General features: G+C 35.7%; 14 protein-coding genes. 6 read left to right on the forward strand and 8 right to left on the reverse strand.

The annotated features are described in order from the left end of the window. Position 1 precedes the first annotated feature (1 nt). On the forward strand, positions 2-943 hold the full coding sequence (locus tag BCF58_RS13210) for a glycosyltransferase family 2 protein (protein WP_121462284.1): 942 nt from the start codon (positions 2-4) through the stop codon (positions 941-943). Here the strand turns inward: BCF58_RS13210 and BCF58_RS13215 are convergent. From BCF58_RS13215 to BCF58_RS13250, 8 genes are all read right to left on the reverse strand, one after another. Then, positions 940-1,860 carry a hypothetical protein gene (locus BCF58_RS13215; protein ID WP_228434804.1) on the reverse strand — a complete coding sequence of 307 codons (921 nt, stop codon included), beginning with the start codon at positions 1,858-1,860 and terminating at the stop codon, positions 940-942. The genes BCF58_RS13210 and BCF58_RS13215 overlap by 4 nt on opposite strands. Position 1,861: 1 nt before the next feature. Then, positions 1,862-3,274, reverse strand: coding sequence for an MBOAT family O-acyltransferase (locus BCF58_RS13220; RefSeq protein ID WP_121462286.1), 1,413 nt, complete (start codon positions 3,272-3,274; stop codon positions 1,862-1,864). A 17-nt stretch (positions 3,275-3,291) separates the two neighbouring features. Continuing rightward, positions 3,292-4,005 carry an SDR family NAD(P)-dependent oxidoreductase gene (locus BCF58_RS13225; RefSeq protein ID WP_121462287.1) on the reverse strand — a complete coding sequence of 238 codons (714 nt, stop codon included), beginning with the start codon at positions 4,003-4,005 and terminating at the stop codon, positions 3,292-3,294. Next, positions 4,002-4,400: a MaoC/PaaZ C-terminal domain-containing protein gene (locus tag BCF58_RS13230; protein WP_121462288.1), complete on the reverse strand. Its 399-nt coding sequence runs from the start codon at positions 4,398-4,400 to the stop codon at positions 4,002-4,004. Before BCF58_RS13230 ends, BCF58_RS13225 begins: the two co-directional genes overlap by 4 nt. Before the next feature lie 6 nt (positions 4,401-4,406). After that, a complete protein-coding gene (locus tag BCF58_RS13235; RefSeq protein ID WP_121462289.1) occupies positions 4,407-4,643 on the reverse strand; it encodes an acyl carrier protein in 237 nt (78 codons plus the stop codon). 8 nt (positions 4,644-4,651) lie between these two features. Continuing rightward, complete coding sequence (locus BCF58_RS13240; protein WP_121462290.1) at positions 4,652-6,376, reverse strand: HAD-IIIC family phosphatase; 1,725 nt, start codon at positions 6,374-6,376, stop codon at positions 4,652-4,654. 181 nt (positions 6,377-6,557) lie between these two features. Then, the gene (locus BCF58_RS13245; protein WP_170149027.1) at positions 6,558-7,583 is read right to left on the reverse strand and encodes an acyltransferase family protein; all 1,026 of its coding nucleotides are present in this window, start codon (positions 7,581-7,583) and stop codon (positions 6,558-6,560) included. Between the two features lie 20 nt (positions 7,584-7,603). After that, the gene (locus BCF58_RS13250; RefSeq protein WP_121462292.1) at positions 7,604-8,374 is read right to left on the reverse strand and encodes an O-methyltransferase; all 771 of its coding nucleotides are present in this window, start codon (positions 8,372-8,374) and stop codon (positions 7,604-7,606) included. 84 nt (positions 8,375-8,458) lie between these two features. On the opposite strand from BCF58_RS13250, the gene BCF58_RS13255 reads away from it, so the two are divergent. The 5 genes from BCF58_RS13255 to BCF58_RS13275 all read left to right on the forward strand — a co-directional run bounded on the left by BCF58_RS13255 (position 8,459) and on the right by BCF58_RS13275 (position 13,672). After that, entirely contained in the window at positions 8,459-9,301 is an 843-nt protein-coding gene (locus tag BCF58_RS13255; RefSeq protein WP_228434805.1) for a glycosyltransferase family 2 protein, read from the forward strand. After that, positions 9,301-10,458, forward strand: a complete 1,158-nt coding sequence (locus BCF58_RS13260; RefSeq protein WP_121462293.1) for a glycosyltransferase — start codon at positions 9,301-9,303, stop codon at positions 10,456-10,458. The genes BCF58_RS13255 and BCF58_RS13260 overlap by 1 nt, the downstream gene beginning before the upstream one ends. Before the next feature lies 1 nt (position 10,459). Further along, positions 10,460-11,023: an acyltransferase gene (locus tag BCF58_RS13265; protein WP_121462294.1), complete on the forward strand. Its 564-nt coding sequence runs from the start codon at positions 10,460-10,462 to the stop codon at positions 11,021-11,023. Next, the gene (locus BCF58_RS13270) at positions 11,024-12,175 is read left to right on the forward strand and encodes a glycosyltransferase (protein WP_121462295.1); all 1,152 of its coding nucleotides are present in this window, start codon (positions 11,024-11,026) and stop codon (positions 12,173-12,175) included. A 282-nt stretch (positions 12,176-12,457) separates the two neighbouring features. Further along, positions 12,458-13,672, forward strand: a complete 1,215-nt coding sequence (locus tag BCF58_RS13275; protein ID WP_121462296.1) for a hypothetical protein — start codon at positions 12,458-12,460, stop codon at positions 13,670-13,672. Positions 13,673-13,754: the final 82 nt, after the last annotated feature.

The following is a 13,754-nucleotide window of genomic DNA, read 5'->3' on the forward strand; positions in this document are numbered from 1 at the left end:
AATGAAAGTTTCAGTAATTGTTCCTGTTTATAATGCCGAAAAATATGTTGCCCAGGCTGTAGAATCTGCATTGCAATTCGGGGAAGTTCATGAAGTTATCTTAGTAGAAGATAAATCTCCCGATAATGCACTGCAGGTTTGTAAAGAACTGGCAGCAAAGTATAACAGGGTAAAACTTTACCAGCATCCCGATAAAGGAAATCATGGGGCCGGACCAACAAGAAATCTGGGAATCGAAAAATCTACAGGGGATTTTATTGCTTTTCTGGATGCAGATGATTATTATCTTCCCAATAGATTCGATGCAGAAAAAGAGCTTTTCAAAAATCCCAAGGTAGAAGGTGTGTATGGCGCTCTGGGCGTTCATTATTATTCCGAAAAGGCAAAAGAGCAGTATTATGAGTTGTTCCAAGACCGTCTTACCACAGTTTACAAAAAACATGACCCTAAAGACGTTTTTCCCGGCCAGATGAATATGCTGGGAAGCTTCGGATTATTCAGCATTGATACTCTAACAATCAGGAAAGAGCCATTGATGCGTAAAGTTACGCCTCTGTTTAAAAAAAGCTTAAGGCTTCATCAGGATACAGAATTTTTGTTCCGCTTATCCTATTATCTCGATCTTTATCCGGGTATTTTAGATCAAGCTGTAGCTGTAAGAGGTGTCCATGAAGATAATAGAATCACACAAGTGGATTCAAAAAAGGTGAAACCTTCTACCACAAGAGTTTTACTATGGAAAGAAGTGAACCAGTGGGCCAAAAATGAAAGTACCATTCCTGCACACATCAAACTTCATATCACTAGAATGCACAGAAGTTTTGAGATTGCTAATGCGCCTGTATTGAAAAAATGGGGTATGATTTTGAAATATCTGGTGACGGATTATCCGAGTATTCGTTCAGGGCTCTATAATATTAATTTCAGAAAATATTTATTTTAATTTTTTCTACTCGCCAGAATAGAATCTGCAATCTGAGCCGTAAATACTTTTCCTGATTCTTTATACATGTGATTGCCGTCTGTATACATATATTCATCGGCTTTGGATGAAAAATCAAAGAAAACAACACCATGTTTTTTAGAGATCTGATTTATTTTCTCGCTGAAATCCGGTGAGTAAGATCTTTCTATATCCATTATTTTTTGCGAGGCGGGAATTCTTACAAGATAAACGCTTCCTTTGGTCTTCAAATATTCGATAATATCTTTTAAAGCGTTAATTCTATCCTGAGATATCTTTTGGCTTCTGACAAAATCCGTATATTCCTTTATCTTTTTCTCCTCTCTTTTGGCAATTGTATCTGGATGTGTGTTTACGGTAACTTCCATCCAGCCGTTTTTATGAACGTATGTATTAGATTTGGCTGTTTCTTCCCTATCCTTATAGATATTAAACCAGCTTCTCGGATAGTTCTTTATAAGATATTCGTAATTAGGATCCAGGTCATAAAAATGCATATTCGCTAAAGCGGATTTGTTTTCATAAAAATCTTCTTCGTTTTTTATATTTTTATCTGCCGATAAGTTCCAGGGATCCACCGTTAAAATAAAAATTCCGCCTTTTGTATCGGGATCTAATTTTTTCTTTATAGCTTCAAAATATACTTTTCCATAAGGAGACTCCGTAATATTAAAAGCAAAATTATTAAACTTCCTGTTTCCCAATTTGCCATCCAAAATATCCGGGACAACCGCCTGGACTCCTCTGGAATCTCCTAAAATCATATTGGACGGTTTTGGACCAGTAAAATGCCTGTAATTATCATCCGTATTTCCATCCGCATAAGTTCCCAGAAAGAATAGTACCGCCACGATCCCGATAATATAAAGTGATATTTTAAATAAGAATTTTTTCATATCAGAATTGTTCATAGATGAAATTACCGTTACCAAACACTCCGAAATACATGATCATGAAAATAAGACAGATATAAACAGTTCTTCTTATAAAAGGATGATATCTGCTGATCTCAAGACCGTGCTCCTGATCTTTATTTAACCAGTCAATCACAATCAGAATCCCTATTAATCCTAAAATTTTCATTTTTATGAATAGCGGAACCGAAAAAAGCGAAAGGCTGAATATTCTTGCATACATGCCAAAAGCATCCGTAAGAGTAGGAGCTACAAATAATACAAAAGCAAAGCATACCATGATCATGGTAAGCAGAATATTTCCGAGTTCCTGAAAAGTAGGAATCGGCTTGGAGATTTTTTTCTTTTTATTCAGTTTATCTTTCAGGATCAACGGGATATAATAAACCCCATGAAGCAACCCAAAAAAAATGAATGTAAATCTGGCTCCATGCCATGCTCCGATCAGAACAAAGTTTAAAATAATAGCGGCAATCAATCCTTTCTTTCCATAATCTCTAAACTCAATTATTAAAGGCGTAAATACATATTCAGTTAACCAGGAAGTCAATGAAATATGCCATTTTCTCCAGAATTCGGCAATATTTTGAGCAAAAAGCGGAAATGCAAAGTTTTTGGTTGTTTTAAATCCCAACAGTTTAGCAAATCCAATGGCCATATCAGAATATCCAGAAAAATCTGCATAGATTTCAAACAGGAAAAGTACAAGCCCAAAAGCTACCGTACTTCCTGAAAGATGATCATAATTATGGAAAATATCCTGAGTAATGGGCGTTATGCTATTGGCAACCACCAATTTTTTAAATACTCCCAAAAGGATTTGCCTCGCCGCATCAGAACCATTTTCTAAGGTGAAGATTCTTTCTTTTTTTAGCTGTGGAAGCAATAAACCGCCTTTATCAATGGGGCCGGAAGTCATGCTCGGGAAGAAAGCGACATAATTAAAGAAAACCAAAACATCTGTCTCAGGCTTCAGTTTTTTATTCTTGATATCAAGAAAATAGCTTAATATTCTAAAGGTATAAAAGCTGATACCAAGTGGTAAAATTATCGATAAAGTGAGTGTGTTTTTTATATTAAAAAGATCCGCAAAAGAATCTATAAAGAAATTGAAGTATTTAAAATAAAAAAGGGTCCCGATTGCTAAAATTAAACCTAGATTCAAGAAAATCCGTTTCTTTTTTCCCTCGTTTTCACCAATTTTTATTCCTAAAAAATAAGCCATTGCAGAAGTACCGATGAGCAAAGCCAAAAATCTCCAGTCCCAGTATGCGTAAAAAATATAGCTTGCCAACAGCAATACTATATTCTGTAGCTTCAGATTCTTTTGGGATAACCAATAAAGTCCGAAAACAATGGCAAAGAAAAGTATAAAAGCAATTGAGGTAAACTGCATCAATCTTTATTTAAATATTAATAATGGGAAGCGTCCAGGAAAATATGATTCCCGTTAAAATGCTTTCCTCCGTTGATGCAAAGATCTATTACATTCGAAATGTCTTTGCTTTCAAGGTTATCTTTTAAAGGATAGCCCGCAAGTATGGTTTCCTTCACCCTTTCATCCATATTCTTGTGGAAGTCTGTAGGAATAAAAGAGGGCGAAACAGAGTTACAGGTTATGCCGAATTTCACATTTTCTATTGCCCAGCTTTTACTCATCTGAAGCAAATAAGCTTTATTGGAATTATACACAGAAGTTCCCATTGCAGGAGAATTAAGGGATGATGAAAGGATATTGATGATTCTTCCCAGTTTTTTCTTACGGAACAGGTTAATGCATTCCTGGGTAACCTGTAATGTAGGCATCACATTATTCTTAAAATCATTCAGGAATTTTTCAGCTTCTGTTTTATGGAAATAAGTATCAATAAAAGTCCCGTTATAATAATTATTGATGAGAATATCCGGATCAAAAGCTCTGATTTCAGCACAAAAAGCTTTCATTTGATCAGCAGACGTAAAATCTATCTGAAATGCTTTGGCATTCATAAATTGTGCCTCTATTTCTTTTGCCGATTCTGCGGAATGGCAATAAGTAAATAATACCTCATACCCTTTTTCAAGTAGAAATACATTGATCTCTTTACCAATTCCGGATGAACCTCCGGTTAAAACCACTTTATTCACGTTAGTTCTTTTATTTGAATTTTTCCGGCAGCAACGGTTTTACGTTCTGCATTCATAAAATTAAACTTAAAAGTATTTACCTGCACTGCTTCGGATTGTTCATCAACAACAGCCTCAAAGTTTAAAACATCATGCAGGTATACCGGCCTTTTAAAATTGATTGTTTGCGAAAGGATCATCACCTCTTCTGTAGGTAAAAGCTCACCAATAAAGTAAGAGAGAAAACCGTTCAGTATATTTCCGTGCATTACTTTTGCTTTAAAACCTTTGTTTTGAGCAAATTCATCATCAATGTGCAAAGAATTCCGGTCGTTAAAAACAGTAATGAATCCGTTATAGATATTCTCATCAACTTTAAATTGATGTTGAAATACCTGATTGAGCTGAAGCACCATTATTTATTATTTTGCTACAATACAATCTATCATTTCCCCAACATTCTGCCAGCTCTGAATTTCTGAGGAAGTAAAACGTACTCCAAAAGCTTTTTCTACTGCCACAATTAACTGGATGTGAGAAAGGGAATCCCATTCTTCAATATCTTCTGCCGTAGTTTCAAAGTTCAGAACTATATGCTCGTTATCCAATTCTTCGTGAAAAATAGTTGTCAGCTTCGCTAAAATTTCATTTTTATCCATAATGTCGTTTATTTACTAATGATATATACTTTTTGGGATTGATAGTCATCAACATTCAGAATCCATTTTTCATTCTGTTCTACAAATCCTAGTTTTTCATAATGGTCTTTTACCATCTGGTTTTTTGCTGTTGGAATATATTCCCCAACAATATATTTATAATTATGTTTTTTTGCCGTTTCTATAATAGTATTCAGCGTAAAGTCTTCCATTCCTCTTTTTAAAACCCGGCAGCTCATCAGCCATGTATCAATGAAAAGTGTCTGGTTATCTTTTTTCTCTAAAACAATGACCGCAATCAGTCCGTTATCTCCATATTTATCTTCCAAAGTAAAAGAAATGGTGTAATGACGATCTGAATTCATCAGATATTCAATTTCCTGTTCCGTATATCTTACAGTCCTTAGATTAAACTGATTGGAACGTTGTGTCAGCTGAGAAATTCTTGGTTTTGAAAAATGGCTGAATGGCTGGACATCGGAAACCATATTCATGCTTTTAAGAAAATCTTCCACATTGGTAAAGTTTTCCAAAGCAATAGCTCTCTGTGCTTCCACCTGATACTGTTTTGTTCTTTCCGTATCGTTCTCAGAGAAACTGGTCGTTTCAAAAAGGTTAAGGCTGTATAGGTATTCCAGATAATGAGCAGGATCTTCGGGTAATTCCGGTACACAAACTTCGGGAAGGTTCTCACGGACAATATTTCTTTCGAATGGATTATCATCCAGAAACACCATTGAATCAAACCCTATATTTAAAATGCTTTGAATTTTCCTGATATTATCCACTTTGTTTTCCCAATTGGCAACAAAAACTGCAATATCCTCCAGTTTCAGCACCATATCGGGATGCTTTTCAAAAGGTTCTTTGGCCTTATCTTCATCATTTTTACTGCAAACAGCCAGTATCACGCCTCTTTTCTGTAGGGCTTTTACCCAATACTGGAATTCTGTAAATGCTTTTCCTATCCCTAAATTCCCTATTTGAATTTTCTCTAATCCATCATCTCCAATGATCCCACCCCATGTGGTATTATCCAGGTCTAAGATAAGGCACTTTTTGAATTTTCCTTCCAAGGAAGAAATAATACTGAAAATATGATGGGCAACTATAGGCAATGCATCAATCGATAATACCATTTCAGTATTTACATAGATGCTAGGAGAAAACATGAAGTCTCTTCCCCATTTGTTCTGAATGGAAACTAAATCGGCAATGAAGAAATTGTCTTTTCCAATAGCCAATTGGGAAGATAGCAGGTAATTAAGTTTATGTTGCTGGAAAACGAAAGATGATTCTACTTTATTAGAAAAATTACCAAAAACCTGATCACTGATTCCGGGAAAATTACAATAGATGACTCTGCTTTTTATTCTGCTTTGAATGGTATTATATAACTTTTCTATAAAACCGATTTTATCTTCTGCAAAGTTGACCGGAGAATCATGGCTTTTATAAAACTGGCTTAATAACTTATGTGAAGATTCAAAAATTATAGTATAATCGGGATCAAATTCGTAATATTCCGAGCTAGGATCCAGAATCTGGCGGGAAATCTGTCCAAAATCCGCTTCAAAAATTTCAAGATTGAATCCATTATAAAGAGCTGTTCCCTTTAAGGCTATATTCAAAAACTGAGTAGCGGTATCTCCTAATAAAGCAACTTTTATCTTTTTTAGCTGATGGGAATTTTGATTATTTTTTTTCTTTAACTCTGAAAACGTTTTATACATAATAATCTCATTTACTTAATAATCAATATCGATTAAGATCAAATCTATTGTCTTCCCCTTTCAAAAAGAACTTTGTCGAAATATTATATACGCAACATGAGAAACATGCCCAAGATGTGTTTGGAGAAATTTAGTTTTAATCACTGTGTTTTTATTTTATTACAAAAATAAATATTTTTTATCAAGTTTTAACACTTTTCAAATAATCTCTCAGGGGCTTTTCCACAAATTGATAAAGTAAAGTGGAAACGATAAGCAAAATGACCATATACAAACAGAAAACCATATCTATATCGAGAAGTATATGCTTTTGTTTTAAAATTTCCCTTATGATGTACAGAACCGGAATATGCACAATATAAATAGCATAGCTTATTTCACCCAGATATTCCAAAGGTTTTAAAGAGAAAAGTTTTGTAAGCACTCCGTTATTATAAGAGGTCAGAACAATCAACGGGATAAAAAGCACCGCCATAAGACCATTATGGAAATTAAGAGGAACAAATATAAGGGCCAGTAACACTACCATAAAAATGGCAATAACCGGGAAATCATAATTTTTTTGTTTAAAATGCTTCACAAAAAATATTCCGGCTAAGTTCCCAACCAAAAATTCATTGAGATGCAACAGTGGAAAATAAAACCCAAATTCATGACTTTTGGTATGAGGTCCTTCATACCACGAAGAGCTCACATAAAAATTGGAAAAAACCTGAGTAACTATCCAAATGATAATCGCAATCACCCAAATGCTTTTATTCTGTTTGGAATAATAGCGATTATATAAGAAAGGAAACAGAAAATAAAAAAGAAATTCTACAGAAATAGACCAACCCGGAAAATTCAGGACCAAAGCTTCTCCCGGAAACCAGCTTTGCATTCCCAATAAGTATAAGATCAGTTTGTATACACTACAATTAGAATACTTGGTAATGAGATACAATAATAATCCGACAATATACAAGGGATAAATCCTGGCCAACCTGTTCCTGTAATAGTCTGCATAATCGATGCTGTTTTTTTTATGATAGGCCACAATCATAATGAATCCCGAAAGAATAAAAAAGTAGCTTACCCCTACATTCGCCCGCAGGAAAATATCTGAAATATAGTCGGTATGATATAAAAATAAGTCTTTGTTAAAATGTGAAATGACAATGGCAATGGCCGCCACAAATCTGGTAAAGGTAATCTGACTTATTTTCACTGAGAATTCAATTGCTTACATTATTTGATAAAGACGCCTACATATTTGCCTTCAAATTCAACCACCGTTGTGACGATATTGTTTTTCTCGCAGAAATCCTGATAAGCGGAATTATCGCCTATATCATCACTGATGAATACTCCCCCTTTTCTTAAATGCTTATATAATTCATGATAAGCCCAGTATCTTCCGTTATAGCTTTTATCCGAATCATAGTGCACCACATCAAAAGTCTGATTGTCCGCAAAAATTTTCGGTAAGGACTCTTTATCTGCAAAACGGTACAGTTTCCATATTTTTTTAAGGTTTTCAGGAACTACATATCCTACATACTGGTCCCCGTCCTGCGCCAGATAAGGCATATCCGAACTATATAATGTGCCGTTTCTTTTTTCAAGGGAAAGAAGAGCGGCTAAAGAGGACCATCCATAAGCCACACCTGTTTCTACCACATTTTGGGCGTTGGTGAACTCACAGGCATAATAGATCAGTTCCAATGCTCCTGCTCCACCCATTTTTATAGGACATTCTTTTTCTCTTTGTTCCGATACTTTTAAAATTTCCTGATATTCATTTTGGAAAGGTTCTATATCAAATCCAAAAAGCTTAGAAACCGCTTCTTTCTGAGAAATAGCATGAGAAGAAGCCCAGGAATTGGTTTTTTCTTTGCCTTTAAAAGCGTTTCCCCTGTTGATGGTATTCTTTATGATTTTTCTTCCCAGCTCGGGATAAAGATCAGGCCTTTTGAGATAGGCCATAAATGTTTTGAGAACTCGTACTATTTCGCTCACTGTGTTAATTTTAAGCCACAAAAATAAAGATTTTTCCCCAACTTTTTAAGAATAATTATCTTTGCATAAATTTGTTGACACTAAATGATGAAATTTTCCATTCTAATTGCCAATTATAATAACGGCAGATTTTTCAGGGCGTGTTATGATTCCATCATAGCTCAAAAATATGATTATTGGGAAGTTGTGATTCTTGATGATGCCTCTACAGATAACTCCCTGGAAATAATCAGAGAAATTATTGGAGAAGATTCCCGTTTCAAGATCTACCAAAATGATATCAACAGCGGAGTTGGCATTACCAAAAGTAAATTAATAGAACTTGCCACCGGTGATATCTGTGGATTTGTGGATCCTGATGATGCCATCACACCGGATGCATTGCAATCAAGTATTGAAGTTTTCAAAAAAAATAAAGGGGTGGTACTTACGTATTCCAAATTCGTAAAGTGTGATGAAAACCTTAATCCGGTTGAAGTTTCTACCGCAGCGATGCAGGTTTTGAGCAATTCCCCTTATTTCTTCAACTGCCCTGTTCATATAGTCCATTTTGTTGCTTTCAGAAAAAACATTTATGAGCAAACCGCTAAAATGGATTCTTCCCTGCGGATTGCAGAAGATCAGGACCTGTATCTGAAAATGTATGAGAAAGGAAAAGTACAATTCATTAATGAAGCAAATTATCTCTATAGAATACATTCCGGCGGAATATCCCAACATGATAATAAGCCGAAATCACGTGAATATTTTGCGAAGGTGATTTTTAATGCCATGAAACGCAGAAATTTAAAAACAATCAATGGCAAGCCGGTTCCGGAAACCTATGATCACCCGAAGGAAATATATGACTTGTTGGAATACCAAAATAGCATTACCTTTAGAATAAAGAAAAAAATCCTGATCTCTTTTCAAAAACTTTTCGGATAATGGCAGGACTCAATAAAACAAAGGTTCTTTTCAGACATCGCTCCATGGAAATGGGCGGGGTGGAAAAGGTTATTTTAAGCATGCTCAATCATCTCAACAAAGATAAGTTTGATATGACGATATGCTTAAACATGAATCAGGGTGAACTTCGCAATGAGATTCCGGGATATGTAAGAAAGGTTTTCCTTACGGACGGAAGAGAAGATTTTTCCAAAAATCCAATCATTCAAAAAATTCAATTGGCCAAAAGAAGAATAGGACTTCAAAAAGCCCTGAAAAACCCTAAGATTACAGATAAACTGTTGAATGATGAGTATGATGTGGAAATAGCCCCTACTTATGCGGCATTTGATTCTGTTTTGAACTCTTCCAATAAAAAATCAAAGAAAATAGGGTGGTTTCACTCAGATATTACCTTACCTAAACTTCAACCTTTGGTTCCTGATATTTTAAAGCAAATCCCACAGTTCGACTATTTTATTTTCGGATCACAACAAACCAAAGACATTCTGATCGAAACCTATCCTGAACTCAAAATTCCGGAAAATCAGGTGGTCTTGAATGCCATTCCGATAGAAGAATTGAAACAGAAAGCCTTAGATTTCACTCCTGAATTCCCTCAGAAACCTGTCTTTGTATCTGTGGCCAGACTGCACAGCAGAAAAGGATTTCATAAGCTTATGGATGCACATGCCCGTTTACTCAAAGACGGATTTGATCATCATATCATGATTATCGGTGATGGAGAAGAAAAAGAAAATCTAAAAAAACAGGCGGAAACATTAGGTGTTACCGGCAGTTTCGAATTTCTGGGCTCTTTAATGAATCCTTATCCTTATGTGAAAAATGCTGACTTTTTTATTCTTCCTTCCGAATCTGAAAGCTGGCCCCTCATTATTGCGGATTCCCTCATTCTTCAAAAACCGATCATCTCTACCAATGTGGGTGGAATCCCGGAAATGATTACCCATGGCAAAACCGGTTACCTCATCAATTATGAAGTGGAGGAAATGTATGCCTCCATGAAAAAATTTTTAACCGATCCTGAACTGATCGCCGAGATAAAAAACAATCTGACGGATATTGAAAAACAATTCGACAATCAAAAGATATTTGATACTGTTGAAAATATCATCATTAACTTAGTAAAAAAATAACATGCTTTTCCTATACCGCGTTATCCTGAAAATTCATACCATATATCACCTCATGATCCAGAAGATCTACTTGAAAATTGCCCTGTCAAAAGGATTAAAAGTAGGTAAAAATGTACGTTTCGTAGAAGTTCCGCAATTCGGAACCGAACCTTTTTTAATTGAGATCGGAGACGAAACCACATTCTCTAATAATGTAAGATTCATCAATCATGACGGAGGACAAAATGCCTTGCACTTTTTTGAAAAGTATAAGGATGTAAGAACTTTCGGAAGAATAAAAATTGGTAACCAGTGCCTTATAGGAGCTGATACTATTATTATGCTGGGAGTAGAAATGGGTGATAATTGCATTTTGGGAGCAGGTTCCATATTAACCAGCTCTATGCCAAGCGGAACAGTTTATGCAGGTGTTCCGGCGAAATATATATGCACTATTGAAGAATATGGAGACAAGCTGCTAGCCAATAACGTAATGTATCCCCGTGAATTAGAGCCCGACCGTCCTAAGTTGGAGGCTTATATAAAGAAGCACCTACCCCACACCTATAAACCCGTGAAAAAATAAATGGCTGAAAAAAAGAAAATACTTATCCGTATCGGCTCCTTGCGACATGGAGGTGCTGAAAAAGTATTGGCAACTTTTTTGAAAAACATCCCTCCGCATCAATACGAAATTGACCTGCTCTTAAACTTGTATTCCGGGAAATACCTCTCCGAGATTCCGGATTGGATCAATATTATCTATCTCCATAAGGGAGAAATGATCACAACAAACCGCCCACAAGATATTCCCCGAAAGGCGGCAAGGGTAATTCATGAAAAAATATTGAAAAAATTCCCCGGTCTTCTTTATAAAGGTAAGTTGAAAAGTAAGCAATATGATATAGAGTTTGCCGCCATTCATGGGATGAGGGACGAGATTCTGGGATCTCCTCTCCATTCTTCTAAAAAAGCAGTATGGATTCACAATGATCTGTCTGAAGTGAAGGGCTATACTCATCAGGAAATCAGAAAATTTTTCGGTTTCGATAAAATAATGGTGATTTCCGAAAAGATTGAACAGCTATTTCAAAGCTTAGCTATTAATGATGCTGAAAAACAGAAAATCGTCAGAATTTATAATCCACTCGATACAGAAGAATTTTTGGACAAAGCCAAACAACCTGTAATCAAATATCAATTCGACTCATCTGTCCCCACTTTTGTTTCTGTTGGAACCGTGTTTCCGCAAAAAGGTTTCGACAGGCTTTTAAAAGTCCATAAAAGATTATTGAATGAAGGTTTAAGGCATAAAATTCTCATTATTGGTGACGGGTACGACTTCGAAAATATCAAAAAATTAAAAACGGAGTTGGGTGTTGATGAAACGGCAACCATGTTAGGATTTACGGACAATCCTTATCCCTACTTTAAAAATGCGGATTTTTATATATTAAGCTCCAGATATGAAGGTTTTCCGACTGTTTTATTTGAAGCAATTACCTTAAAAAAGAAAATTATTTCCACCGAAGTTTCCGGAGCACGGGAGATGCTTAATAACGGAGAGCTCGGACTTATCGTAGACAATTCGGAGGAAGGTATTTATCAGGGAATGAAACAGGCTCTCTCTGAGCCTGACACATTCATTACATATGAAAACAGATTAAAGGAATATGAAATGCCTTTCAATCTGAAAAATTCTGTGAACAAGATCACTTCTATTCTTGACGGTTTGTAATCTCAATATAAGATAGGTTTCAGCCTGACTCCGTCAGGCTGAAACCTATCTGTAAGAATATTTCCATTTTCAATAATCTTCTACCCAGGTCTACAAAGACCACGATAAGCGTCACACTTACTGTATCAACTTCTACACTTATTAAATCTGACTTTTTTTCCATCACCACATATCCCACATTTGTGAATAAATCACAAATTTTCTTTTCCTTATAAAATGGTTGGAATTAACCCAGAAAAGCAACCTTAAAAAGAAGTAAGGGATCACCAAAATCTAAAAGCTATGAGAAAAATTGTCTTATCATTAGTAACTGTCGGAGCCATTCTTTCTTCATGTCACAATGAATCCGGCCTACCTACAACAGAAGATCAGAAAACGAATCCATCTGCAATGATGAAAGCAGGCCTTTCCAGCATGCCTATTGAAGATAAAAGAATTTATCTGGAATCTATTATGATGAATTCAGCTAAATACATTGTTTTTGAAGCTCAAAGAAGCGCCGAATCGAGAAACACTATCTATTCTGAATTGGAAAAAAACATAGACGGTGATGATAATGCTTTAGTTGAGATTTTCTACAAAAATATACCTGCCTTATTCAATAATGTGGATTTTAAAAACAGTCTTGCCTCTTTTGATGACTTAGAGGGCAGTAAATATTTTCCTCAAATTTTCATTTACAATTATAAAAATTTAAAATCTGCAGGTCAGATCGGTACCTCAAACCCTATTTTAACTGTTTTTTATACAGGTGATGAAACACAGACATCTGCAAAAGCATATAAGCTTAATGCCTCAGGAAATTGGGAATTTGTAAAAATGGTAGATGAACAGACCCTTAATAATGAAGAAATATGGGTAGTTTCCTTAAATGAAACTTTTGTGAATGCTATTGATCTGTCTGTTCTTCCAAAAGATGCCGTCCCTCCGGTACTGAAAGGGCCTTCCGGTCCACCGCCGCCACCGGATGATCGTTGCGAGGATGGAACTAACTATTGGCCATACTTCGAGTATATGACCATAAGAAAGCATAATGAATCATTCTTTGCCGGGAAAAGTGATATTTGGACCAAAACGTATACCGCCTGGAATACTCCCAACAGTGTAAATCCGTGTAATTCCACTCTTCCCCGCATTATGTGGACCAATAATTCCAGTGGAGAAATTTTCATCAGAAAATTCATGAGATATATGATTCCTAATACATCTTTATATGTCGTATGCGGCTATGCGGGATCATGGGATCCGGGGCCATTCAATGCCGGAGGCTGGCAAGGGGATGCATTTAACTATGTTATTTTTGAAAAAGACTCATGGCCGACAGGTATAAGATTCACCGATATCAATAATAATGGATTCAATGGATCTTATCAATACCGTTCTGCTGACAATTACTATGACAAAGGTATTATTTTGCATTGGAGCAGTACCGGACCGCATATGAACGGCTATTCAAGAGACATCAGCGGACAGATTAAGTTTAATTCAAGATTGTAATCGTTTTATCCTATTCCAAGGCTGCTATAATGGCAGCCTTTTTTATTATGAATTAATCTTTTTGTTTCCTTCCGGAAAATGA

The sequence above is a fragment of the Chryseobacterium defluvii genome (assembly GCF_003634775.1).
In the GTDB taxonomy this organism is placed as follows: Bacteria; Bacteroidota; Bacteroidia; order Flavobacteriales; family Weeksellaceae; genus Chryseobacterium; species Chryseobacterium defluvii.